Genomic DNA, 23,486 nt, shown 5'->3' with positions numbered 1-23,486 from the left:
CTATCGCACCCTTATAGAATTTCAAGGCGAATACACCCGCCTTCCCGTGAGGTGGGGATGTTCCGACGACTGTCGGAACCGAGTGACGAACAGGCGGGTGATGAAGCCGACACGGTGAGCAACAATCCACCGGTTACACCACGGCTGGATATTCCACGCTGACCACAATCTTTACATTTCAATAGAGTATAAGTACTTATAGAGACGTTCCACAATGCTGGACATTCACCGAACACACAAAGCGAAAATCTGCAACCATTCACAGGTCGCAGACTCGCTTGACCGGCACGGGTGGAGTGCCAGCAAGCTCTGGAACGTCGCCAACTACCACTCCCGAGACGTCTGGGAGGAAACGGGCGAGATTCCTGACCACGAGGAGCTGAAAGACGAGTTGAAGACCCATCCAAAGTACAAGGGACTCCATTCGCAGTCCAGTCAGCGGGTTCTGGAGGAACTCGCTGAAGCCTTCAACTCGTGGTACTCTAGTGACGATGACAGGGACAATCCGCCCGGCTACCGCAAAGAAAACTACTATGACGACCAGGGCCGCCGCGTCCACGAAGAACATCCGCGCTCCACCGTGACGTGGAAGCAAAACGGCATCAAACACGACACCAAGAACAACCGCGTCAGGCTCTCCAAGGGCGCGAATCACAAAGAACACCCGAAAGCGTGGGAATACATCCTTGTCGAATACGAGACACGCCCCGGTGTCACGATCGAAAACCTACAACAAGTCAGGGCCGTCTACGACAGTGCAACGGAACGCTGGGAGCTGCACCTCGTCTGCAAAGACGAAATCGAGACTCCCGACGCTCCCGGCACTGAGACAGCGGGTATCGACCTCGGCATCAGCAACTTTGCCGCCGTCGCCTACAGCACCGAAGACGCCGATCTCTACCCCGGCAACCGCTTGAAACAGGACGGCTACTACTTCCCGAAGGAAATCGCCAACTGCGGCAATTCTGGTGGCGACGAAGCCACGCGACTCCACCACAAGTGGTCGGAGCGCCGGACTCACTTCTTCCACTCCGTAGCGAAGCACATCGTCGAACGGTGTGTCGAGAAAGGAGTTGGCCGCATCAACGTCGGGGACTTGGAAGGAGTCCGTGAAGACGAAGATGGTGAGTCGAAAAACTGGGGTCGGCACGGTAACCTTGACCTGCACGGATGGGCGTTCGATCGCTTCAGCTTGATTCTCGAATACAAGGCGAAGGTTGAGGGAATCGAAGTCGTAGAGGTTTCAGAACGTGACACGAGCAAGACGTGTTGTGTCTGCGGGAGAGAAGACGATAGTCAGCGTGTTGAACGTGGCCTGTACGTCTGTGAGTCGTGTGACGTGGCGTTCAACGCTGATGTGAACGGGGCGGAGAACATCCGTCTGGACATCAACGAAAGTAACTCCGAGTCTGCACCCAGTTTGGGTGGGGATAGGAGTACCGGCTGGTTGGCACAGCCAGGAGTCTACCTTCATGACCTCTCCCGAGGATTCCAACCTCGGACAGAGGTGGTAGACTCTAAACCATAATATCCCAATCCAGCGGTGCGGTGCCGTGGGATTCCTCCGCGTTCACGCGGAGGAGGATGTCAATAATACGATCGACGATGGGATCTATCGACTCGACGGCGACAGCCGCCTCGTCTCGGTCAACGACGCTCTCGTCGAGATAACCGGGTACACGCGTGAGGAACTGCTCGGCGAGCACGTCTCGGTGCTCTTCGGCGGCGACAGTGTGTCAATCGAACACGAGATTGAACGCCTCCGAGCGAACGCCTCCGATCAAAGCGAGCTACTCGATCTTGCGATGGAGACCGCCGAGGGGGGACAGATTCGCTGTGAAATGCGGATGAACGCGCTCGACGTGGGCGATGCCGTGCAAGGAGCGGTCGGAACCGTTCGCGTAATTGATGAACGCAAACAGGCGGAGCCGGAAGCCACCGAAGCGACCTTTCGGCGACTGTTCGAGAACGTGCCCGGCAACTATCTCATCGTCCAGCCAGGGGACTACGAAATCGTGGCCGTGAGCGATGCATATCTGGACGCGACGATGACTGAGCGGGCAGAGATTCTGGGCAAAACGTTGTTCGAAATCTTTCCGGACAACCCTGACGATCCGGCCGAGGGTGCCGAAAACTTACGCGAATCGCTCGATAGAGTAGCGAAGACCGGGAAAGCAGACACCATGCCGGTGACACACTATCCGATCCCCAACCGCGAGTCCGGTGGTGACGAGTTCGAAGAGCGCTGGTGGAATCCGATTAACTCACCGGTGTTTGATACGGCTGGCGAACTCGACTACATCGTCCATAGTGTCGAGGATATCACGCCGATCGTCAAGGAACTCCAGGCAGACGGCGAGCAGGAGCTGCTACAGGAGACAGACACGGTGGATACACAGCTCGCATCGGACGTCGTGCTGCGCGGACAGGAACTGCTCCGACAGGCAAAACAAGAAGCGTACAAACAACTGCGCGAGAGCGAAGAGCGCTTTCGTGCGTTGGTCACAACCACGTCAGACGTGGTGTTCAGTACGAACGCAGACTGGAGCGAAATGCGTAGTTTAGAGGGGGCGGATTTCTTCGCGGACACCGGCGAGCAAGAGACGTCGTGGGTTGAAAAGCACGTTCCGCCCGCAGACCAGCCTCGCGTTCAGGACGCTATTGACGAAGCCATCCGCACGAAAAGTAGCGTCGAGTTGGAACACCAGATCGTTCGTGAAGACGGGACAGTCGCCTGGATCGTCTCACGTGCCACACCGCTGCTGGATGAGAACGGCGAAATCACTCAGTGGTTGGGTGCGGCAAACGACGTGACCGAACGGGTCGAACGCGAGCGCTATCTCGAGGATGCAAAAGAGCGGCTTGAAGCAGCGACAGAAGCCGGCGCTGTCGGGACCTGGGAGTGGCACATTCCCGAGGACCAGATGGTCACGGGTGCGTCGTTCGCCAAGAAGTTCGGGATCGATCCCGACGCCGCCACCGAGGGCGTCTCGCTCGACCAGTTCATCTCGGCCATCCATGACGACGATCGCGAGCGAGTCAAACGGAGGCTCGAGGACACCATCGAATCGGGAGAGGAGTACGAAGAAGAGTACCGCGTCTGGGACAGTAACAACGAACTCCGGTGGGTCGTTGCGCGCGGTCACGTCGAATACGACGATGACGGGAATCCAGTAACGTTCCCCGGTGCACTGTCCGATATCACCGAGCGCAAGCAGTTCGAGCAGCGACTCGAGGAATCCAACAAGCGCCTCGAACAGTTCGCCTACGCCGCCTCACACGACTTACAAGAGCCCCTGCGAATGGTCACGAGTTACCTCCAGTTGATCGATCGTCGCTACACGGACGAACTCGATAAGGACGGTGAGGAGTTCATCGAGTTCGCCATCGATGGTGCCGACCGAATGCGCAACATGATCGAAGGATTACTCGAGTACTCGCGGATCGAAACGCGCGGTGATCCGTTCGAGCCGATTGATCTGGATACCGTTCTCGCGGACGTTCGTCAGGACCTCCAGATGTGTATCGAAGAGAGCGGTGCCGAGATTACGGCCGAGTCGTTGCCTCGCGTCGAGGGTGATCCAGGGCAGTTACGGCAGGTGTTCCAGAACTTGCTGTCGAACGCAATCGAGTACAGCGACGACACGCCACGGGTAGAGATATCGGCTGTGCGAAACGGTCCAAAAGTGGTCGTCTCAGTCGCCGACGAGGGAATCGGCATTGACCCGGACGACGGCGAGCGTGTCTTCGAGATATTCCAGAGCTTGCACGCCCAGGACGAGTACGCGGGAACGGGGATCGGACTCGCGATCTGTAAGCGCATCATCGAGCGCCACGGTGGCGACATCTGGGTCGAGTCTGATCCGGGAGAGGGTGCGACGTTCTCGTTTACGCTCCCTGCTGCAAGCGGTGGCGAGACGTGAGTTTCTGACTCTCGATCTGCACCAGACAGGGTGAGCCATACACAGCATATCGTAGCGACTTCGGCTGCCTGTCCCGCTTGTTGCTCTTCTGCCAACCACCCTCCGCACGAAGAGTAGCAGAGACGGCACGAAGAGTAGCAGAGACGGAAACCGGAGAACCCCTGCCTCGGCGACGGCGAGTCAGGAGAGTTGCTTTGACACCCACTCGAGATTCGTCGCGATCGCGGCGACGACGATCGTGCCGACCGAGATCAGGATGAGGAACGTCGAGACGACGCTCACCATCGGGTCGAGCGCCTGGCGGATTTCCGTCCAGGCGAGCACCGGAATCGTCTCGGTACCCGGCGTCGAGAGGAACAGCGCCATCACGAACTCCTGCAGGCTGATGATGAACGCCAGCAGCGCGCCCACGAAGATGCCGTGTTTCACGTTCGGCAGGACGACGTGGACGAACGATCGAACCGGCCCCGCGCCGAGGTCGTGGGCCGCATCGAGCTGTTGCCAGTCGAACCGGCTGAACACCGAGCGCATCACGAAGTAGACGAGAGGGGTCGCCCACAGCGTATGCGCCAGAATGATGCTCGCGTAGGATCCCCGCAGGCCGACCTCGTTGAAGTACAGCAACAGCGTGATACCGAGGATCACCGGCGGGATCAACAGCGGGATCAGCACGACCGGTGCGACGACCGAGCCAACCACACTGTCAGTTTCGAGTTCCTGCCCGAACGCGCCCAGTACGCCAAGCACGGTTGCGAGCAGCGCCGTCCCGACGCCAATGACGATGCTGTTCGTGAAGGCGTCTAACCAGCGCGTACTCTCGAAGAAGTCGGCGTACCAGACGAGCGAGTAACTGTCCGGTGGGAACGCGACCCGTCCCGACGCCGAGAACGAGGTCACAACGACGACGAGCAGCGGCAACAGCATGAACACCAGCAACGCGCCGTACCCGGCGCGGAAGGCGGCGTTCTCGAGTCGCTCTCTATGCAAGGTCGAAGTCACCTCCGAAGCGGTTGAGAACGGCGAACATGATCGAAATCGTGACGAGCATCAGGACGAGCATGATGACTGACAGTGCGGCGGCGGTCGGGTAGCGCTGCCCACCGAGCAAGAGACGCTCAACCTCGAGCGCGAACGTGAGGTTCTCTGAGAGCAGTCCCGGCGCGGCGTACGCGCCGACGCTCCAGGCGAAGGAAATGACCGCCGCGACGATGATGCCGGGCATCGCCTGCGGGACGACCACTTCCGCAACAGAGCGCGGTCGACTCGCGCCGAGGTCGCGGGCCGCCTCGACGACGTGCCAGTCCATCGTCGCCAGCACGCTGTAGATCGCCAGCACGGCGTACGGCAGGACGATGTAAACCTGTCCGATCACGGCACCGACCGTGCTGGGAACGAACTGGATCGGCTCCGAGAGGAGGCCAACCGAGAGCAGTAGCTCGTTGACCGTTCCCGACGGCGACAACAGCGGCGTGAACGCGTACGTTCGAATCACCAGCGTCGTGAGCAGCGGCAAGACGACCGAGAACAGCAAGAGCGTCTTGAGGAGTCCGGTCGCACGCCAGATGGCGTACGCATAGAACAGGGCGAGCACAACCGTCACGAGGGTCACCACGACCCCTAACAGAAACGAGTAGCTGACGATGCTCCAGAAGAGGTCGAACGCCAGTATGTTGTCGATGACGCCGGCGTAGGCCTCGACCGACCACGTCCCGGGTTCGTAGACCAGGTCGCTCGACGGTTCCGCGAAGCTGATCCGCAACAGGATCAGGAACGGAATCACGAACACCAGCAGTTCGAACGCGATCAACGGGGCCATCAACAGCAGCGCCCGCGTCGAACTCGACTGCCCGGCGAACGACTCCCGGAGCGAGTCGAGTGAGGTCGGAATCTGCGGCAGTGATGTCGTCTCAGACATTCTTAGAGGGAGACCCGCGTTCCATCCTCGCGGAAGGCCAGTACGTCTGCGCCGTTCCACTCGAGTCGGATCTGCTCGCCGGCCGACAGTGCGCCGGTGCTCGCGTCGGTTCGCTCGGCGAACATGGACGTCCCGTTGATGTCGGCGGAGTAGCGGACGGTCGAGCCGCGGTAGATGACGTTCTCGACGGTGCCGGTGACGGCGGTTCGTGAGCTACCGTCGGTGGCGAGTTGGTGCTCGCTGGCGTCATCAGCGGCCGTGTCGCCGCCAGCAGATGGGTGGTCGATCGAGAGGATTTCGGGGCGCAGCGAGAGCGTCAGCGCCGTCCCCTCGTCGACGGCCGGGTCGTCGTCCGTCGGTAACACGAGTTCGGTGCCGAGGTCGGTGTCGACGTAGACGGCGTCGCCGGTCGTTCGCGTGACGCGGGCGTCGACGAAGTTGGTGTCGCCGAGGAACGACTCGATGAACTGGTTTGTCGGGTTCTCGTAGACCTCGTCAGGGTCACCGACCTGGATGAGTTCGCCCTGATCCATGATGCCGATGCGGTCGGCGAGCGTGAACGCCTCGTCCTGGTCGTGGGTGACGTGGACGAAGGTCTCGTCTAAATCCTCGTGGATCTCACGCAGTTCGATCTGCATGTCCTCACGCAGGCGCTTGTCGAGGTTCGACAGCGGCTCGTCAAGCAGGAGGACGTCCGGGTTGACCGCGAGCGAGCGGGCGAGTGCGACGCGCTGTTTCTGGCCGCCGCTCAGGTTCGTCGGATCGTCGTCGCCGTACCCCTCCATCTGGACGCGCTCGAGCATTGACTCGGCCCGGTGCTCGCGCTCGTCGGCCGGGACGCCGCGCATCTTGAGGCCGAACTCGACGTTCTCGCGGACGGTCTTGTGCGGGAACAGCGCCCAGTCCTGGAACACCGTCGAGGTGGTTCGTTCGTACGCCGGATCGTCGGTTACGTCGTCGCCATTGATCGAGATCTCGCCGCTCGTGGGCGTCTCGAGTCCGGCGATCATTCGCAGGGTCGTCGACTTGCCGCTGCCGCTCGGGCCGAGCAGACACAGCAACTCGCCGTCTTCGATCTCGACGGAGACATCTTCAACAGCGGTCGTCTCGCCGTATTGCTTTTCTAAGTCGTTCAGTGTGATTTCTGACATTGATCTGGAGTTGGTATGGAGTGCGCTCAGTGACAGGTGGGTGAAACTGTGGAGTGGTAGTAGTGATCGTCGGTGGCGCTGCTCAGGACTGCTGTTGGATCGTCGAGAACTCGTCCGAAAGGTGGTCGTCGTGACTCGCGAGGTACTCCCAGTCGGGGAACGCGATATCTTGCGCTTCCTCGGTCGTCGTCGGGAGGTCGTCCTCGAGTCCCTCGGCGTACTCGATGTCTTCGTTGCTGAACACCATCGGTGCGTGTTCGGACCACTCGGACTGCACGTCGGCGTCGAGCAGGAAGTTGATGAACTCCTCTGCCTCGTCGCGCTTGTCGGTGCCACGGACGACACACCAGTTGTTGAGCCAGCCCGTCGTCTGTTCCGGCATCGTGTGGGTCAGTCCGTCGTAGTCGTCGATGTCGTAGGCCGTCTGGTCGTAGTACCACTGGGCGACGTCGATGACGCCGTTCTCGAAGGCGTTCCAGATGTCCTCGCCGGAGCTTGCCCAACTCTGGACGTTCCAGTTCTCGACCTGTTCGAGGACGTCGTCGTGGTAGGCTTCGTCGTGCATTTCGCCAGCACCGTCTTCCTCGTCCATCCCGATCGCAGCGGCGTAGAGCGGGTACCACCAGAAGCCGGTGTCGACGCCGATGCCTGTGCTGTCGGCGACGGCCGACGAGGAGAGGTCGCCCCAGGATTCGGGGTCGACGTCTGCGTCCTCGCGATGGATGATGGTACACGGCGCGCCGTCGACGGGAAGCCCATACTCTGTGTCGCGCATCTCGCTGTAGAAGTCGATGATGCCGTCGGCGTTCGGAACGTTCTCCTCGCGAATCGGCTCGAAGAGGTCCTGCTGGTGGCCGTAGTAGTAGAAGTTCCCCTCGGCAACGGTGACGTCGAACGGCGGGTTGTCCTCGGGTGCCGACTGGATGTCGGCCAGGATCTCGTCCCACCCGCGGTGGATTTCGATCTCAGTGTCGTGGTCGGCCTCGTACCGTTCGACGACACCTTCCTCGAAGCGATCGGCGTAGTTCCCGCTCCAGATACTCACGCGCAGCGGGTTCTCACTGCCGAGCAGGTCGGCACAGCCGGCGAGTGCAGTGACGGAACCGACCGCAGTCGCGGAGAGTAACCGCCGTCTCGAGGTCGATCCGGCGGACGTCGTAGTTGCAGTATCGATCGCGGACTTCGTCTCGTCAACCTCTGCATCCCGTTCTGGGCCTGCAGCCATTGGTGCCCCGGTTCTACCTGGATTACGACATAAAACCGTTGTGATGTCCGAACTACAGTTTGTGACTCGTGACCATGCACTCCATAGGAACAACACCCATTCACTATTGCCCGTCAATGCTGACGCTGAGTCGTCTGTCCCATCACCCTCCCTCCCAGACCAAATAAAATTGAACTGTCTCTTGGATTGTCACCCACAGCCACGAACAGGCGACACAGAACCGAACGCGCTGCTCAGTCGATGACTCGGCGGAAAGCCCGCGGCAGAGGAAGCCAGCGTGGCACGTGCTCTACGTACGCGTCGAACGCCCCACCGTGTTCGGCCGCCAGATGCGGCTCTTCGTAACTCACAACGCGTCGATGGAAGCCGAGCAGGCAACCGACCGCCCACCAGCCGACGAGCACCGACCGGTACCGGACTGCCTGTCCAACAACGACCAGTACGACCCCGATATACATCGGGTTCCGGCTGTAAGCATAGACGCCGTCCGTGACGAGTTCGTCCGGTTCGTCCCTCGGTAAGGGTGTTCCGTCACTGTCTGCAAACTGGAACGCAGTGTGCAGGTACAGGAGGACGCCACTGAGCAGAGAGAACTGGCCGAGTCGCTGAATCACCGGCGACTCGAGTACGTCGTACTCGAGATCGGTTCGTCCGAGCAGCCAGGGGACGAGTCCAGCGACGGTGCCGGGAACGATGACGGTGAAGACAGCAGTTTTCAGGAGTACCAGCGGATGCGCCATAGAGCGTGTGGTACTTCAGTACGGATATACTCTAGTAACGGCTACAACGCTGTACACTGATTGTGAGAGTGCTGTGCGGTCAAACGAGTGTGTCGGTCGGATGTGTCGTGTATCGTGACGTGCAGTGGCCGACTGGCCCCCAGAGAGCGCTTACGTCGGCGCGTCAGCCGGGTCGACGACCTCGCCCGTCTCGGGATAGACACCGACCTGCTCGCAGATATCGGCCATCGGGCACGCCTCGGGGTCCTCGAGACAGGCCGGCTTTCGTGCAGTACAGAACTCCCGCCCGAACTGGATTGTGGCCGTATGTCCAAAGCCACACTTCGCGGCCGGCACCTCGGCTTCGAGCACCGTGCGGACTTCTTCGTGGTCCGCCTCGGGGGGTGCGATACCCATGCGCCGGTAGATTCGGTGGACGTGCGTATCGACCGGAAAAACGCCGCCGCGGCCGCCAGCGAAGAGGAGGACGCAGTCTGCCGTTTTCGGGCCGACGCCGCGCACATCAAGGAGCGTCTCGCGAACGGTGTCGGGGGTCTCGTCCGTGACGAATCGGTCGAATTCGTCCGCGGAGCCGAACTCGTCACAGACCCACTCGGCCGCGTCGATGAGCATTGCAGACTTCTGATTGTAGAGCCCCGCGGAACTGATGGTCTCTGCGAGTTGTGACTGCTCGGCGTGTGCGAGGGCGGCCGCGAGATCCGCACGCGAACTCGAGTGCCCGTAGCGGTCGATCAGCGCATCGTGTGCCGGCTGGCTCGCCTTGTCGCTCGTGTTCTGGCTCAGAATCGTGCGGACGAGACAGGTGAAGGCGTCCTGTCCGCCGTAGGTCTTCTGCCAGTAGCGCTCTCCGAGGCGGTCGACAACGCGTTCGGCCCGCGTGTCGGCGGTTGCCGGATCGAACGTGGCTGCAGTACCGCCGCCCGTCGTCCCACCGCTGATGTTACGGTCGGGTTCGGGATCCGCCGGTTGGTCCGACTCGTCGCTCATATGGCCTTCTCGGGGAGACAGGCGTATCGGTTTTTCTCTGCGGGTCACTGGGACTGGGTTGCCAACAGTGAATCAGTGACGCAGCGGGTCCTCGACCTTACACGCAAACGTCTCCTCACACTCGTCGCACGTCGCCGACCGATCATACCCGTCCCGGAGTGATCCGGTTCGTTCACGCGTCCTGAGCACTGTTCGGGTGATCTCGACAGCGGTCTTCGTCGAACAGTGCGGACAGATAACGCGTTGTGACATACTGACCGATTCTCGATCTCTGCCATTTGTGTTGTGGCCGTTCAGGTTCTCGTGGCAACAACGACACGAACTGTCGCCACCTCCTGCACCGTGACTACAACGCCTATTCGACCCTGAACGTCACCGTCACATCTGCACCCGCCGCAAGCGCCTCGACCAGGTCGCGGTCGAACCCCTCCGCAGCGAACTCCGCATCCACCATAATCGTCCGATCGTCGACATACTCGCTCGTCCGGCCAACCGCACTTCGATCGTTGGTGTACTCGAGTGCTGGGTCCCCACGACCGGTCACCGTCTCGGTGTGGCCGTCGGCTTCGATGGTGACGGTGATCGTGGCGTCGGCGTCCTGGCAGGCGTCGATGAAGTCGGGGTCGAAGTCTGCGGGTGCGCGGTCGGCGTTGATGGCGAGGATACAGTCGCCTGCGGGTGTGAGATAGTCGTCGGTGGTTACTTCGAACGTGCTGGCGTGCTCGGCGCTGACGTGCTCGTGGCCCTGGGCGTTGATGACTTCTTGCATGTGGTCTCTGGTAGGCGGTACGTCGCCGGGCGGAAAACGGGTGCGAATTGGGTCGGTCCGATTCAGCCAGTCGAAGACGCTGGCGTCGGGCGCTGTGCCCGTTCGTGTTCTCGTCGGTGTGCCTCGAAATCGAAGTACAGTTTCAGGCCGACCAGCAGGGCAACGCCACCGGTAGGAGCGGACAGTCGGGCCAGAGGGGAGGAAGATCGGGTTCACCCGGGAACGAGGTACAGCTACCTGCGATCAGACCAGGCTCGCACCGTCGAACTCGCCGCGGCTGTACTCGATGTCCAGCAGGTCGAGAATCGTCGGCGTGATATCGAGGAGGTCGGCATCGGTGATCGACGCACTCGGCTCGTCGATGTACAGCGAGGTGTCGTCAAAGCTGTGCATCCCGTTTCGCGGACCCGTCGTGAAGATGTCGGAGTCGCCCTTGAAACCGGACTTGAGGTCGAACCCGTTGCTCGGAATCGCGACCAGATCGGGCGCGATGTCGTCGTGATCGCCACGGAACGCGTCTTCCTTTTCCACCACGCGTTCGACGACCTGGTTTCCGTCCGGGCCCTCGAGTGCCTCGAGATCTGCCTTGAGTTCGTCCCGGACGTCGTCGTACTCGTCCTCGGGAACGGAGCCGCGGGGTTCGCGGCCCTCGAGATTGATGTAGAAGCGACCAGGGATGAACGAGTAAGCTTTCGTCTCTGTCGCGATGTCGCCCAGTTCGTCGGGGCTGTCGTCCTGGAAGGAGAGCCAGCCCTCCTCGCGGAGCCACTCGTTGAAGTGCACCTCGTAGTCCAGGCTGGTAAAACCGTGGTCGGAGGCGACGATCATGGTTACGTCGTCGGGAAGCGCCTCGCGCAGGCGGCCGATGTAGTCGTCGACCTTCTGGTAGAACTCGAGGAACTCGTCTTTGTACTCGCCGTCCTGTTCGTAGTCCTTGAACAGGAAGTGGTTGACCCGGTCGGTCGTCATGAAGACGCCGAAGAAGAGGTCCCAGTCATCCTCCTCGATGTAGTGTTCGAACGCCTCGAATCGGGCGTCGATGGTCTCGTGGGCGTCCTCGATGAATTCTTCCTTGTTCTTTTCGTGGCCCAGTTTCGGGTTGACGTCGATCCGGTAGTCGAGCGTGTCGAGGTACTCGCGAACATCGTCCGGATGGGCGGCCTTGTCGAGGCCCGGTGAGAGGAATCCGGAGACCATCCGCTGGACGTTGCGCTGGGGTGGGAAGGTGACGGGGACGTTCATTACGGTGGCCCGGCGGCCTTCTTCCTGGACGCGGTCCCAGACGCGGTCGGCCTGGACCTCGTTGCCCATTGGAACGTAGGTGTCGTACGTTCCGACTTCACGGTCCTGGAAGCCATAGACGCCGGTCTCGCCGGGGTTGACGCCGGTCGTCAGTGACGGCCAGCAGGCGCTCGATTCCGGAGGGACGATGCTCGAAATTTCGCTCGCCGTCCCCTCGTCGGCGAGTGCTGCGAAGTTTGGGAACAGGTCTTCGTTTGCTGAGAGCAGACTATACGGCACGCCGTCGACCCCGATAAATGCGACGCGGGGGGCATCATCGCCCCGCAACCGGTCGAATAGACCCATGGACGGACGTAGTTCAACCGTATACAAGAAGGTTCGTTTCGAGACACTCTTTTGAGAAGGACGAAACTGTTGGCAGTTCGGTCGGGGATGGCCGGCGGTGCGACCAGTGGTTCGGTGGTTCGGTGGTTCGGTGGTTCAGTGGTTCGCCGGTTCGGTGGTTCAGTGGTTCGGTGGTTCGGTGGTCCGGTGGTTCGGTGGTTCGGTGGTTCGGTGGTTCGGTGGTTCGGTGGTTCGGTGGTTCGGTGGTTCGGTGGTTCGCCGGTTCGGCGGGCCAGCGGGCCAGCGGGTCCGTATTGTGGATCTCGTCAGTGTTGTGAAGGACAATCTGTTCACTGTGGGGACAGTATGAGAAGTGCGACACACGAACGCGGAACCCGACTCAGTCGTCCTGACCGTCGGCGTCGCCACTGGCGACGGAATCGGAGTCTTCCTCGACGACGGCTTCGAAGTTGGTCGGAACGACAGTCATGTGGCGCATCCCGACACCGGCTGCCTGTTTGTCAGCCGGTACCGATTCACGCGAGGACGGGTTGGTTACTGCCATGACGGATCAGTGTACCACCTACACCGGGTTAAAATTACCCATGCTCATAATGCATGAGCCACCCGTGACTGGATAACCACGGTGAATCGACTCGCCGAGCGGTGTCGAGACTGATCACGTCGGTCGACGCAGAAACAGCAAGGAACGGTGAGAAACGACGCAAAGAGAGCGGCGTCGTTATTCGAAGTTCTCTTCGTAGAGGTCCTGAGCGTGCTCAATCGCGTCGTAGGCGGCCTGCTTGTCCTCCCAGCCCAGCGTCTCGACTTCCTTGCCTTCCTCTAAGTTCTTGTAGGTCGCGAAGAACTCGTCAATCTCGTCGCGCTGTTGCTGTGGGATATCCTCCAGATCCTCGATGTGGTCGTACCGTGGGTCCTCCGACGGGACAGCGATGACCTTGTCGTCCTGCTCACCGTCGTCGTCCATCTTCATCAGGGCGACAGGGCGGGCTTCGATGATACAGCCGGGGAACGTCTGATCCTCGACGAGGACAAGCACGTCGAAGGGGTCCTCGTCGTCGTAGTACGACTGCGGGATAAAGCCGTAGTCAGACGGGTAGTGGACGTTACTGTGGAGAACGCGATCGAGGACGACGCCTGGCACGTCCTTGTCGTACTCGTACTTGTTCCGTTCGCCCTTGAGACACTCGACGACAGCGTAGATCTCTTCGGGTGGATTCGGTCCGGTCTCGATATCTTCCCAGAGATTAACCATGCACCGAATTCTCCACGGTGGATCAAAAAGTACTTTCCTAATCACGTTTCACATTCTACGTGACGGTTGCCAGACAGCCGACACACACGGGCACCGAGTACAGACCCGCCTGTACTCATCGTCAGCGGTTAGATGCGATCTAACCCGACGATATTACCGAATGGTTGGCAAGTCTTAAATAGTCTGGTGACATTTGCACAGGTATGTCAGAGGCACAATCAATCACCGGCGAACAGAGTATTGCACGAGAACTTACAGCGTTCCAGAACAACATCCTCGTCATCCTCGCCAAGGAACCGATGTACGGCCTGGCGATCAAGCGTGAACTCGAGGACTACTACGGAACCGAAGTCAACCACGGGCGTCTTTACCCCAACCTCGACGAGCTCGTCGACCTCGGGCTGGTCGAAAAGAGCGAACTCGACAAGCGAACCAACCAGTACTCGCTGACCGATGACGGCTACGACGCCGTCCTCGACGGCCTCAGCTGGACCCTCTCGAAGGTCGTCACGGGCGACGACCGCGCCGACGAGATCACCGAGATCATCGAGAACAGCTACTGAACTGTCGGGCAGTTCGGTACTTCGTTTTGCGGTCCGCGCGTCGGTATAAGAGAGGATAGCGAACAGTCCAACGGGACGATAGCAAACACCGCGACAGCGCAACAGCACTCCAGTTACGCTCCAGTACGAACGGCCGACTCCCATCCTCAGACTCGTTCGCAACCACATTCACGTTCGCACCAACGCCCTACTCGCTATCCTCACCAACGGCGTCATCCAGTGCCGGCTGTGCTGTCTCTCTCTCGATCCCCGGGTACGGTTCGTCGGCTACGTCGAATACTAACTCGAGTGACTCCTCGAGCACAGCCGTCTGTGCTTCAGTCGGCCACGCGTTTCGAACGACGTACTCAGAGAGAAACTCCGCGAGTTCCGCAGGGGTCAGCGATGTGATCGGCTTCGCGTAGTGGTTGCCCGCGAAGTCCGCGAGCAGACGCGCGTTCTCGCCGTGAACGTTGTCGTGTTCCTCACGAACCGCTTCGACGAGTTCTCGGTTGGTGGCGTCGACGGTCTCCCAGTCGTCCGGATCGGCGGTGCCCTCGAGTTGGATCTCGACTGCGCGCGAGAGGTCGTCGATCTGGTCAGTTCTGATGACGCCTGCCTCGCTGTCGTGCCACTCGGCGGGGTGGAGTACGAGGACCGCGTCGCCGTCGTCGTCGTTGCGGATGCGCGCGCGGTATTCGTGGGTGGCAAGCAGGTCGTCACGGCGGTCCTCGTAGGCTGCGGCCTCGTTCTCGTCGGGCGTCTTACGCACGAGGCGAGTGAGGCGTTCGGCGTCCTCGATGACGTCAGCAGGGAGGTCGACGGTCATACAAGAGTGTTCGTGCGCGAGGGTTTGTGGCTTGCTGATCCGGCGTTCGGGCGGTCAATCGGTGGTCCTGACCGACGTGCTTACGCTCCATCCAGCGCTTCGTTCGCAAGCTCGTCCGCCCGACTGTTGACCTCGCGGGGAACATGCTCCAGCGTCCACTCGTCGAACGCGCGCAACAGTTCGTGAACCGTCACGCGCCGCTCCCGAAGCTCCGGGTTGTTCGTGTTGTACTCCCCGCGCACCTGTTTGACGATGAGTTCCGAATCCCCGCGGACGTGAATCTCGTCGTAATCGTAGTCGCGCGCGGCCTCGAGTGCAGCGATCAGCGCCTCGTACTCCGCCTGGTTGTTCGTCGCGCGCCCGATTCGTTTGCTGCCTTCCGCGACAATCCCCTCGCTCGTGACGATCACCCAGCCGATCCCCGCCGGGCCGGGGTTCCCGCGCGCGCCACCGTCGAAGTAGACGTGCGCACGACCGCCGCCCTCGCGAAGGATGGACTCGAGTACCCGGGGCTCGCCGCCCTGGATAACGACCTTGTCGTCGTAGGCGACAGCAGTTGCGTCGCCGCGGCTCGCACGCCAGCGTTCGTGGTCCGTGTTTCCGGATTCGACGGCGACACCAGCGTCTGTGAGGCGTTCACGCGCGTCGTCGACATCACACTCGATGACCGGCATTCGGTGCTGTGGTCGGCCAGTTTCAAATAAAGGTTTTCCGGTTTCAAATCGAAAACTTCGGATCTGAGCCCTCATATCCCTCGATTTCGGGCGTCTTCCGTCAATAGTCGAAACAGGTTACCAAAGGTTTATGTATGCTGGTGATACTACTATAAAAGTGCGATGACACGGTCCACCCGCCAGCGGGAGCGAACGCGTGAGAAGGACGAGACCGAAGATCAGGAGGGGGTACGTGCCTGCCCCGAGTGTGAATCGGACAATCTCGTAAAGGACTCCGACCGGGGTGAGCTCATCTGTGAGGACTGTGGGCTCGTCGTGGAGGAAGAAAAAATCGACCCAGGACCTGAGTGGCGGGCGTTTAACCACCAGGAACGGCAGGAGAAGTCCCGTGTCGGTGCCCCAACGACACAGACGATGCACGACAAGGGGCTGACGACGACGATCGACTGGAAGGACAAGGACGCCTACGGACGCTCTATTTCCTCGAAAAAGCGCAGTCAGATGCACCGACTGCGCAAGTGGCAAGAGCGAATTCGAACGAAAGACGCCGGCGAACGCAACCTGCAGTTCGCACTCAGCGAAATCGACCGGATGGCATCGGCACTCGGTGTCCCGCGATCGGTCCGCGAAGTCGCGTCGGTGATCTACCGCCGCGCGCTCAAAGAAGACCTCATTCGCGGCCGTTCGATCGAGGGTGTCGCAACGTCTGCACTGTACGCTGCCTGCCGCAAGGAAGGCATTCCACGCAGTCTCGAAGAAATCTCGGAAGTCTCACGCGTCGAACGCAAGGAAATCGGTCGAACGTATCGGTATATCTCGCAGGAACTCGGCCTCGAGATGCGCCCCGTCGACCCGAAAAAGTACGTTCCCCGCTTCTGTTCTGAACTCGAGCTTTCCGAAGAAGTCCAGACCAAGGCCAACGAAATCATCGAGAAGACGGCCGAGGAAGGACTCCTCTCCGGAAAGTCTCCGACCGGATACGCCGCCGCTGCGATCTACGCTGCGTCGCTTCTCTGCAACGAGAAGAAGACTCAGCGCGAGGTTGCAGACGTGGCCCAGGTGACCGAAGTCACCATCCGGAACCGGTACCAGGAACAGATCGAAGCGATGGGAATCCACGGCTAACACCGTTCGCTCGCGGTTGCGATTCAGCACTCACAGACTTTTTTGACGCTGCTCCCGCTGATCGATGACCGACTCGTGTGACGGGACATGCGTGACAGATAATGGGTGACGGGTTGGGTGGATTAGGAGGATTAGGAGGATTAGGAGGATTAGGAGAATTGGGAGGATTGGGTGTGTCGACGACTGTAACGAATCACGCCTCACAGATCACTGCCCACGTCGATCGTACACCGCAGTTGCACGAGCGTCAGCATCTCCTCGGCGTGCTCGTGCTGTGACGGCGCTGTAGCTTCCGATCCCGACCACCAGGAGACCGACGACGACCGTAATCGTCGCGCTGAGTTCGTTCGCCGCTGCGACGGTGCCGGTCTCGGGACCGATGACGAACGGTGATGCGACGAGCCAGAGACCGAGAACCGAAGTGAGCATCGCCACACCCACACTCCCGAACTCCGCGTCCGCTCTCCTGGCGTAGTTGTACGCTCCAGTTGCGATCAGTGCTGCGCCGACGAGAAGCGCGTTCCAGAGTAGTCCTGCGACGATATCGAAGGCGGCCGCTTGAACGATTGCGACAGCACCGAGGACGACGATGCTCGCCGACAGCCACCGTCCGTGGCGATCCGGGTTCGGGTTGTGCGCGATAACGTCCCGTGCAGTTGCGCCGCCCTCGGAACGCCCGCGCTCGTCGTGTTTCGCGCTCGGTTCGTGGTCGTCTGCGTCCCAGGTCGGTCTGGTCATTGGATACACGGCGCTCGACCGCCGGGTGAAAAGAGTCTGGTGCTCACCCCTGCAGGGACAGCGTGAGTTCGACTATAGTAGCCACTGCAAGTCAATACACACCTGATCGCCAGCCTGCTCGGCGATCAGTGTGTAACTAGTTGCAGTTGTTACTATAGCTGTATACGTGGGACGGAACATTGTACAGCCTTACTCTCGAAACGAGAGCGGAAGGGCAGTGAGAACAGCATACATATACGTCTGAGAACCGCAATGAGCGGATGGAAGACAGGGCGTCGCCGCTGTTTCGCGCTCGCGCGCGTACGTGAGTTTTATTAGGGGTCGACCACTAACCGAAAACAGGTTTTAGAGTTATATGTCCCAGGAAAGCGAGTACGGAGCCGGTCAGATTCAGGTCTTGGAAGGCCTGGAAGCCGTGCGCAAACGGCCGGCGATGTACATCGGTTCTACCGACTCTCGAGGCCTCCACCATCTCGTCTACGAAGTGGTGGACAACTCGATCGACGAGGCACTGGCCGGACACTGCGACGAGATCACCGTCTCCATCAACGAAGACGACTCGATCAGCGTCGCAGACGACGGCCGGGGAATCCCCGTCGACACACACGAAGAGTACGACCGCCCCGCACTCGAGGTCATTCTGACCGTCCTCCACGCGGGTGGCAAGTTCGACAACAAGTCCTACCAGGTCTCTGGCGGCCTCCACGGTGTGGGTGTGAGCGTCGTCAACGCCCTCTCGAGTCGACTCGAGACGACCGTCAAGCGCGACGGGGGTGTCTACGAGCACGCCTTCGAAATCGGCGAACCCATCGGCGACATGGAGCGCGTCCGCGACATGGAGCCGGACGAGGAGACCGGCACCGAGATTCAGTTCTGGCCGGACGACGATATCTTCGAGACGACCGATATGTCGTTCTCGACGCTGTCGAACCGGCTTCGGGAACTGGCCTTCCTGAACTCGGGCGTCCGTATCACACTCCGTGACGAGCGCGAGCGCACCGAGGACGGCGAGGCCGTCGCAGAGACCTACGAGTACGAAGGTGGCATCCGCGAGTTCGTCGAGTACCTGAACGAGACGCGCTCGGCGATGCACGAGGACATCATCTACTTCGAAGACGAGGACCAGAACGTCCGCGTCGAGGTGGCGATGCAGGCCACCCAGGAGCTCCAGGGCTCGATCCACGCCTTCGCGAACAACATCAACACCCGCGAGGGTGGGACCCACCTCACCGGATTCAAGACGGCACTGACGCGCGTCGTCAACGACTACGGCAACGAGAACAATCTGCTCTCGGATATCGAGGAAAACCTCAAAGGCGAGGACATTCGCGAGGGTCTCACCGCCGTCGTCTCCGTCAAACACCCCGACCCGCAGTTCGAGGGCCAGACGAAGACCAAACTCGGCAACTCGGAGGTCCGTGGAATCGTCGAGGGTGCCATGCACGACTGCCTCGGCACGTACTTCGAGGAACACCCTGACACCGCCCAGGCCATCGTCATGAAAGCCGTCGAGGCGGCAAAGGCACGCAAAGCCGCCCAGAAGGCAGAAGAGCTGACCCGCCGCAAGTCGGCACTCGAGTCCACCTCGCTGCCAGGCAAGCTCGCGGACTGTCAGACCAAGGATCCCGAGGAGGCAGAGCTGTTCATCGCGGAGGGTGACTCCGCAGGTGGCAGCGCAAAGCAGGCCCGGAATCCGGAGTTCCAGGCCGTGTTGCCGATCAAGGGGAAGATTCTGAACGTCGAGAAACACCGCCTCGACCGCATTCTGGAGAACGACGAGATCCGGAACATGATCACTGCGATCGGCGCAGGGATCGGCGACGAGTTCGACGTCGAGGACGTCCGATACAAGAAGATCATCATGGCGACGGACGCTGACGTCGACGGGGCGCACATCCGGACACTCATGCTCACGTTCTTCTACCGGCACATGCGGCCGCTACTCGAGGGTGGCTACGTCTATGCAACCCAGCCGCCGCTGTACCGTATCCGCTATCGTGGCGAGACCTACGACGCGATGACGGACGTGGAGCGAGACGAAATCGTCGAAGAGAAGTGCGACGGCAACCCCTCGCAGGTCCAGCGGTTCAAGGGCCTCGGCGAGATGAACCCCGAACAGCTCTGGGAGACGACGATGAACCCGGAGAACCGTATCCTCAAGCAGATCACGGTCGAGGATGCGGCCGCCGCGGACAAGATGTTCTCGGTGTTGATGGGCGATGCCGTCGAGCCGCGCAAGCAGTTTATCAAGGAGAACGCGCCGGAGGCAGAGTGGATCGACATCTAAGACACGAACTTTTCCGCTGCGGGTGCGCCAAAGGCGCACCCTCGGAAAAACTTCGATGAAAAGCACTCCTCCCTCCCCTCCGCGCGGCAAGCCGCGCTCCGGGTCGGTCGTCGGCCCGCTCGAGCGTCCGCAGAGCGGACGCTCTCACGGATGTAGTGCTCGTCAATCAACCAACCGATATCACGAAGCCAAATGAAGACATGAGTTCAGACGTACCCGATCCGACAGACGTAGAGGCTCGAGCGGTAGAGAACGTCCGAATCGAGGACGAGATGGAACAGAGCTACATCGACTACGCGATGTCCGTCATCGCGGGTCGTGCCCTCCCGGACGTCCGGGACGGCCTGAAACCCGTCCACCGGCGCATCCTGTATGCGATGCACGAGATGGGTGTCACCTCGCGCTCGTCCCACCGCAAGTCCTCCTCGATCGTCGGGGAGACGATGGGTGACTACCACCCCCACGGCGACAGCGCGATCTACGACACCCTGGTCCGCATGGCCCAGGACTTCTCGATGCGCTACCCGCTCGTGGACGGGCAGGGGAACTTCGGCTCCATGGACGGCGACCCGGCCGCGGCGCCCCGGTACACTGAGGCCCGAATGGCCGCTGTCTCCGAAGAGCTACTCGAGGACATCGACAAGGACACGGTCGACTTCTCGTCGAACTACGACGACCGCCTGCAGGAACCGGACGTCCTGCCGTCGGCGTTCCCGAACCTGCTCGTCAACGGCTCCTCGGGGATTGCCGTCGGGATGTCGACCAACATCCCTCCGCACAATCTCGGAGAGGTCATCGACGCCACCATCGAACTGATCGACGACCCCGACGCGACGGTCGAAGATTTGATGGAACACGTCAAGGGACCGGACTTCCCCACCGGTGCGAACATCGTCGGCCGTGACGCCATCTACTCGGCGTACAAGACCGGCCGCGGGCGCATTCGTGTCCGCGCCGAGTTCGAGGTCGAGGAGTGGAAGAACGGGCGCGAGCGCATCGTCATCACCGAGCTTCCCTACCAGGAGAACAAGGCCCGTCTCGTCGAGCGCATCGCCGAGGACGTTAACGAGGGCGATATCGAAGGCATCTCTGACCTGCGCGACGAGTCCGACCGCGACGGCGTCCGCATCGTCGTCGAGTGCAAGCGCGGTGCGAACGTCGAGGTCGTGAAGAACAAGCTACTCGAGAACCATCTCGAGAAGACCTTCGGCGTCATCAACCTCGCGCTGGTCGACGGCCAGCCGCAGGTGCTCTCGCTGAAGGAGACGTTAGAGGAGTACATCGCCCACCGCCGCGAGGTCGTTCGCCGGCGCAGCGAGTACGACCTTGCGGAGGCCGAGGACCGAGCGCACATCCTCGAAGGCCGACTGAAAGCCGTCGAGAACGCGGAGGATGTCGTCGACCTGATCCGCAACAGCGAGACACGCGACGACGCGAAGGCGGCGCTGCAGGAAGCCTACGACTTCTCCGCAGAGCAGGCGACCCACATCGTCCGGATGCAACTCGGTAGCCTCACCTCGATGGAAGCCGCCGAAATCGAGGACGAGTACGAGGACGTTCAGGCCGAAATCGAACGCCTGACGTCGATCCTCGAGAGCGAGCAGGAACTGCTCGCGGTCATCAAGGACGAACTCAGTGAGATCAAAGACGAGTACGACGACGACCGCCGGACCTCCATCATCGAGGACCAGGGGACGGTTACCCACGAGGACCTCATCCCGGAGGAAGAGGTGTTCGTCGTCATGACCGAAGACGACTACGTCAAGCGGATGCCGATCAGCCAGTTCGACCCCCAGGGGCGGGGTGGCAAGGGGATCATCGGCGCAGACGTCAAGGAAGACGACCGTGTCGCGACGGTCTTCCGGGCGAACACGCACGACTATCTGCTCTGCTTTACGAACCAGGGCAAAGTCTATCAGCTCAAGACCTACGAAATTCCCGAGATGGGCCGGACAGCCCGCGGGAAGTCGGCGGTCAACATTCTTGACCTCGACCCCGGCGAGGATATCACGGCGATCGTCGACACCGACGCCTTCGGCGACGACGAATTCGTCACGATGGCGACCCGGCACGGCTACGTGAAGCGAACTGCCGGGTCGGAGTTCGATAACATTCGCTCGACCGGCATTATCGCCGCCGACCTACAGGAAGGCGACGAACTCGTTGACGTCGAGGTCACCGACGGCACCAAAGACCTCGTCATCGCCAGCGAGAACGGCATGACCATTCGATTCGACGAGGACGAAGTCAGGGCTATGGGCCGCAACGCCCGCGGGGTCAACGGGATCGACCTCCAGGGCGACGACGCTGTGGCCGGGCTGGTCGCCACCGACGAAGGCGACGAACAGGACCTGCTCACCGTGACGCAGAACGGCTACGGCAAGCGGACGCCGCTCTCTGAGTACCGCACCCAGTCTCGCTACGGCAAAGGGCTGATCGACATCAAGACGGGCGAGCGAAACGGTCCCGTCACGACCGCGAAGGCGGTTTCGGCGGACGACCAGTTGGTGATGATGAGCGAGCGCGGTCAGATCGTTCGCACCCGCGTCGACGAGATTTCGACGGTCGGGCGCAACACCATGGGCGTGATCGTGATGGACGTCGACGACGGCGATGCAGTCGCCAGTGTCGATGTCGTTCCGGCTGCGGTGAGCGAGGCGGATGACGACGGTGAAGACGAAGACGAAGACGAAGGCCAGAACGAAGACACTGAGACGGTCGAAGCGGACGCGGCGAACTAATTCGGGCTGCGTTCAGGCAAGGCGGCTGAACTAGCGGAATCGGCCGCGTTCAGGCCTTACCCACTGCCAACCCACAAACTAACTTGCTCGCTGCTTTTGGACAGGTCAAACGACAAAGCCGCCTAGTGACGACAGTGAGGATACAATAAGATAATCGTGGGACGGCAGTAGGACGACAGTGTGACGGCAGCGGGAAAGTGAAACCACAGTGAGGTCACAGTGAGGCCACAGTGAGACGATAGCAGTTCGTTTCCAGTCACCAACGGCGCAGTTTACTGCAAAACGGGCCGTCGTCTGGCAGTGCCTGCAAGCAAAACAGTGGCACTGCTAGCTGGAAGGAGAAAACAGCAGATGAGAGAACAGATGCGGCTGTGACCCCTCAGTGCTCGGGTTCTTCGGCCGGCGCAATCATATCCTCGATGCGCAGGATGAGGATATTGTTCGTATCGTCCTTCCCGTCAACGCGGCCGTCGATAACGAGCTTCGAAAGCGGCGTCGGGCCGACGGTTACCTCGTCGTCCTCGTGAATCCCGCTGATCGCACCCTGCATGTGGATCTCCGCACGGCAGAGTTCTGGATGGTGGACACTCGAGAGGTCGATCTCTTCGACGATAACGTCGGTAATCGGTTCGCCCTCGTGCTCGAGTGGGACCGAGGCGGGGTCGTCCATCTGCTGGATCTCGAGCGCCTCGAAGGCGGCAGCGGTTGGCTTGTAGCCGCCTTTCGGGCCGGGGACGCCCTCTACCAGCTGGAGGGCTTTGAGACTCTGCATCTGGTTGCGGATGGTGCCGGGGTTGCGGTCTACCTGTTCTGCGATGTCTTCACCTTTGATGGCGTCTTCGGACTCTTTGTGGAGGTTTGTGAGCGCACGAAGGATTTTCTTCTGACTGGGGGTCAGTTCAATTGATGACATACCGAATTATTCGTAATTGGATTCCTTAAACCCGACGGGTACGGTCGGGCAGTGGCAGCGTTTTGACGTGGGATCGAACGACAAT

At 60.8% G+C, this 23,486-nt stretch carries 22 protein-coding genes; 6 read left to right on the top strand and 16 right to left on the bottom strand.

The window, feature by feature from the left end; all coding sequences use genetic code 11:
* Positions 1-214 precede the first annotated feature (214 nt).
* Both NMAG_RS01530 and NMAG_RS01525 read left to right on the top strand, forming a co-directional pair.
* A complete protein-coding gene (locus NMAG_RS01530; RefSeq protein ID WP_004213808.1) occupies positions 215-1,528 on the top strand; it encodes an RNA-guided endonuclease InsQ/TnpB family protein in 1,314 nt (437 codons plus the stop codon).
* Between the two features lie 25 nt (positions 1,529-1,553).
* Positions 1,554-3,923: a PAS domain-containing sensor histidine kinase gene (locus NMAG_RS01525; protein WP_004213806.1), complete on the top strand. Its 2,370-nt coding sequence runs from the start codon at positions 1,554-1,556 to the stop codon at positions 3,921-3,923.
* A 180-nt stretch (positions 3,924-4,103) separates the two neighbouring features.
* Here NMAG_RS01525 and NMAG_RS01520 read toward each other — a convergent pair whose 3' ends face one another.
* The 12 genes from NMAG_RS01520 to NMAG_RS01470 form a co-directional block, all read right to left on the bottom strand.
* The gene (locus NMAG_RS01520; protein ID WP_004213805.1) at positions 4,104-4,910 is read right to left on the bottom strand and encodes an ABC transporter permease; all 807 of its coding nucleotides are present in this window, start codon (positions 4,908-4,910) and stop codon (positions 4,104-4,106) included.
* On the bottom strand, positions 4,903-5,838 hold the full coding sequence (locus NMAG_RS01515) for an ABC transporter permease (RefSeq protein WP_004213804.1): 936 nt from the start codon (positions 5,836-5,838) through the stop codon (positions 4,903-4,905). The genes NMAG_RS01520 and NMAG_RS01515 overlap by 8 nt, the downstream gene beginning before the upstream one ends.
* Positions 5,839-5,840: 2 nt before the next feature.
* A complete protein-coding gene (locus NMAG_RS01510; protein ID WP_004213802.1) occupies positions 5,841-6,989 on the bottom strand; it encodes an ABC transporter ATP-binding protein in 1,149 nt (382 codons plus the stop codon).
* A gap of 82 nt (positions 6,990-7,071) precedes the next feature.
* Positions 7,072-8,214 (bottom strand): ABC transporter substrate-binding protein, encoded by a 1,143-nt coding sequence (locus NMAG_RS01505; RefSeq protein ID WP_004213801.1) that lies wholly within the window; start codon positions 8,212-8,214, stop codon positions 7,072-7,074.
* 233 nt (positions 8,215-8,447) lie between these two features.
* The gene (locus NMAG_RS01500; protein WP_004213800.1) at positions 8,448-8,954 is read right to left on the bottom strand and encodes a methyltransferase family protein; all 507 of its coding nucleotides are present in this window, start codon (positions 8,952-8,954) and stop codon (positions 8,448-8,450) included.
* A gap of 150 nt (positions 8,955-9,104) precedes the next feature.
* Positions 9,105-9,941 (bottom strand): endonuclease III domain-containing protein, encoded by an 837-nt coding sequence (locus tag NMAG_RS01495; RefSeq protein WP_004213799.1) that lies wholly within the window; start codon positions 9,939-9,941, stop codon positions 9,105-9,107.
* A gap of 72 nt (positions 9,942-10,013) precedes the next feature.
* Positions 10,014-10,193, bottom strand: a complete 180-nt coding sequence (locus NMAG_RS01490; protein ID WP_004213798.1) for a hypothetical protein — start codon at positions 10,191-10,193, stop codon at positions 10,014-10,016.
* Positions 10,194-10,296: 103 nt separating this feature from the next.
* On the bottom strand, positions 10,297-10,710 hold the full coding sequence (locus NMAG_RS01485; protein WP_004213797.1) for a DUF371 domain-containing protein: 414 nt from the start codon (positions 10,708-10,710) through the stop codon (positions 10,297-10,299).
* A gap of 62 nt (positions 10,711-10,772) precedes the next feature.
* Entirely contained in the window at positions 10,773-10,895 is a 123-nt protein-coding gene (locus tag NMAG_RS22600) for a DUF6498-containing protein (protein ID WP_257719845.1), read from the bottom strand.
* Between the two features lie 58 nt (positions 10,896-10,953).
* Positions 10,954-12,297: an alkaline phosphatase family protein gene (locus tag NMAG_RS01480; RefSeq protein ID WP_004213796.1), complete on the bottom strand. Its 1,344-nt coding sequence runs from the start codon at positions 12,295-12,297 to the stop codon at positions 10,954-10,956.
* A gap of 379 nt (positions 12,298-12,676) precedes the next feature.
* Positions 12,677-12,841, bottom strand: coding sequence for a hypothetical protein (locus tag NMAG_RS01475; RefSeq protein WP_004213793.1), 165 nt, complete (start codon positions 12,839-12,841; stop codon positions 12,677-12,679).
* 177 nt (positions 12,842-13,018) lie between these two features.
* On the bottom strand, positions 13,019-13,552 hold the full coding sequence (locus NMAG_RS01470; RefSeq protein ID WP_004213792.1) for an inorganic diphosphatase: 534 nt from the start codon (positions 13,550-13,552) through the stop codon (positions 13,019-13,021).
* A gap of 203 nt (positions 13,553-13,755) precedes the next feature.
* Here NMAG_RS01470 and NMAG_RS01465 point away from each other — a divergent pair, with 203 nt between their 5' ends.
* Positions 13,756-14,115, top strand: a complete 360-nt coding sequence (locus NMAG_RS01465; protein WP_004213790.1) for a PadR family transcriptional regulator — start codon at positions 13,756-13,758, stop codon at positions 14,113-14,115.
* A gap of 187 nt (positions 14,116-14,302) precedes the next feature.
* Here the strand turns inward: NMAG_RS01465 and NMAG_RS01460 are convergent, their stop codons facing one another.
* Positions 14,303-14,923: a DUF7108 family protein gene (locus tag NMAG_RS01460; protein ID WP_004213788.1), complete on the bottom strand. Its 621-nt coding sequence runs from the start codon at positions 14,921-14,923 to the stop codon at positions 14,303-14,305.
* An 80-nt stretch (positions 14,924-15,003) separates the two neighbouring features.
* Positions 15,004-15,597: a ribonuclease HI gene (gene rnhA, locus NMAG_RS01455; protein ID WP_004213787.1), complete on the bottom strand. Its 594-nt coding sequence runs from the start codon at positions 15,595-15,597 to the stop codon at positions 15,004-15,006.
* 162 nt (positions 15,598-15,759) lie between these two features.
* Between rnhA and NMAG_RS01450 the strand changes: the two genes are divergently transcribed.
* Entirely contained in the window at positions 15,760-16,722 is a 963-nt protein-coding gene (locus tag NMAG_RS01450; RefSeq protein WP_004213785.1) for a transcription initiation factor IIB, read from the top strand.
* A 207-nt stretch (positions 16,723-16,929) separates the two neighbouring features.
* On the opposite strand, the gene NMAG_RS01445 is transcribed toward NMAG_RS01450, so the two are convergent.
* On the bottom strand, positions 16,930-17,460 hold the full coding sequence (locus tag NMAG_RS01445) for an SPW repeat domain-containing protein (RefSeq protein WP_004213784.1): 531 nt from the start codon (positions 17,458-17,460) through the stop codon (positions 16,930-16,932).
* Between the two features lie 355 nt (positions 17,461-17,815).
* Between NMAG_RS01445 and gyrB the strand changes: the two genes are divergently transcribed.
* Positions 17,816-19,747, top strand: coding sequence for a DNA topoisomerase (ATP-hydrolyzing) subunit B (gene gyrB, locus NMAG_RS01440; protein WP_004213782.1), 1,932 nt, complete (start codon positions 17,816-17,818; stop codon positions 19,745-19,747).
* 200 nt (positions 19,748-19,947) lie between these two features.
* Complete coding sequence (gyrA, locus tag NMAG_RS01435) at positions 19,948-22,488, top strand: DNA gyrase subunit A (protein WP_012996337.1); 2,541 nt, start codon at positions 19,948-19,950, stop codon at positions 22,486-22,488.
* Positions 22,489-22,867: 379 nt separating this feature from the next.
* On the opposite strand, the gene NMAG_RS01430 is transcribed toward gyrA, so the two are convergent.
* The gene (locus tag NMAG_RS01430) at positions 22,868-23,401 is read right to left on the bottom strand and encodes an Rrf2 family transcriptional regulator (protein WP_004213780.1); all 534 of its coding nucleotides are present in this window, start codon (positions 23,399-23,401) and stop codon (positions 22,868-22,870) included.
* Positions 23,402-23,486 lie beyond the last annotated feature (85 nt).

The sequence above is a fragment of the Natrialba magadii ATCC 43099 genome, assembly GCF_000025625.1.
Lineage (GTDB): Archaea > Halobacteriota > Halobacteria > Halobacteriales > Natrialbaceae > Natrialba > Natrialba magadii.
This window is presented reverse-complemented; position numbering and strand designations above follow the sequence as displayed.